A 1,047-nucleotide genomic window follows, 5' to 3' on the forward strand; every position below is an offset into this window, starting at 1 on the left:
GGATCGTGGTCTGCTCGGGCTTCGTGCACGGGTTGCGCGCAGGAATTTTTCTGAAATTTGATTCTATAACTGGTAAGTTTCATATTCTATCACAGACTTTTAAAGAATTTTACGGTTATATAAGGGCCAAATTATTTTACACGCGAAGTGCGCTGGACTTAACTAATTTTAGATATTTGTTTACGTCCAGAAACGTGTTTCGTGGTTTTACTCTTATTAGCTTATTTTTCATTGTTGCTGGATTTTTAGTATCCTTCTTAAATTACAAGACAAATTTTTTACAGATTTTATTTTCGTCTGGGTATAAAAGAAAACAAATTTTAAAAAGCAGTATATTGACGTCGTTAATTCCTTTATTATTAATGGCAATTACTGCTGTTAGCATTAATTTAGTCATTCTTTATAGTCGCATTCCTCACCAATATATTAATTATCCTCTAGATAAAATTATTTTCTACCAATTTTGCATCTTATTAGTTGCCATTTGTTACTATTTTTTAGGTTTTTTTTCTGGGACTATTTTGGGACAGGGGATTACAGGCGCCTTATCTTTGATCGGCTTTGTCTTTGGATTAGAGTTGATAAAGCAAAATATTTTAGATATCTTGAACAATGTCTTCAACAATATTTTCAATAATAAAAATGATGGAATTTATTATCAATCATTTTTTGTCCGATTTGATACCTATTCACATTGGCTGATATTAGATGGATTTGTTATACTAACTACTTTTCTCTTCTATTTTTCTGCTCAATATTTCTATCAAAGATTAAGTTTAGAGGAGAAAGGAAACTATCTATTATTTCCTAAGTTTCGCTTACCAATTTCTTTGGTTGCAGGGATTTTCACAGCTTATAGTATTTGTGGAAACATTGGACTTGGGAGTAGCTCAATTAATTTACTCATAAGATATAATATACTTCCAGGTATTTTAGTGTTTGTAATCACATTTTGCTTCTTCATGGTACTAAATAATTATAAAAAGATTTATGAAAAAATTGGAATGATAGTTGTAAAAACCAATAAATAACTTAGTAAAAAATAGC

Annotated in this window: 1 protein-coding gene; it reads left to right on the top strand. The window is 29.9% G+C overall.

What is annotated here, in order from left to right; all coding sequences use genetic code 11:
- A partial coding sequence (locus tag ABZ945_RS32915) for a hypothetical protein (protein WP_361277128.1) occupies positions 1 to 1,031 on the top strand: 1,031 nt, incomplete at its 5' end.
- Positions 1,032 to 1,047 lie beyond the last annotated feature (16 nt).

The organism is Streptomyces sp. NPDC046887 (genome assembly GCF_040644755.1).
Classification (GTDB): domain Bacteria; phylum Actinomycetota; class Actinomycetes; order Streptomycetales; family Streptomycetaceae; genus Streptomyces; species Streptomyces lichenis.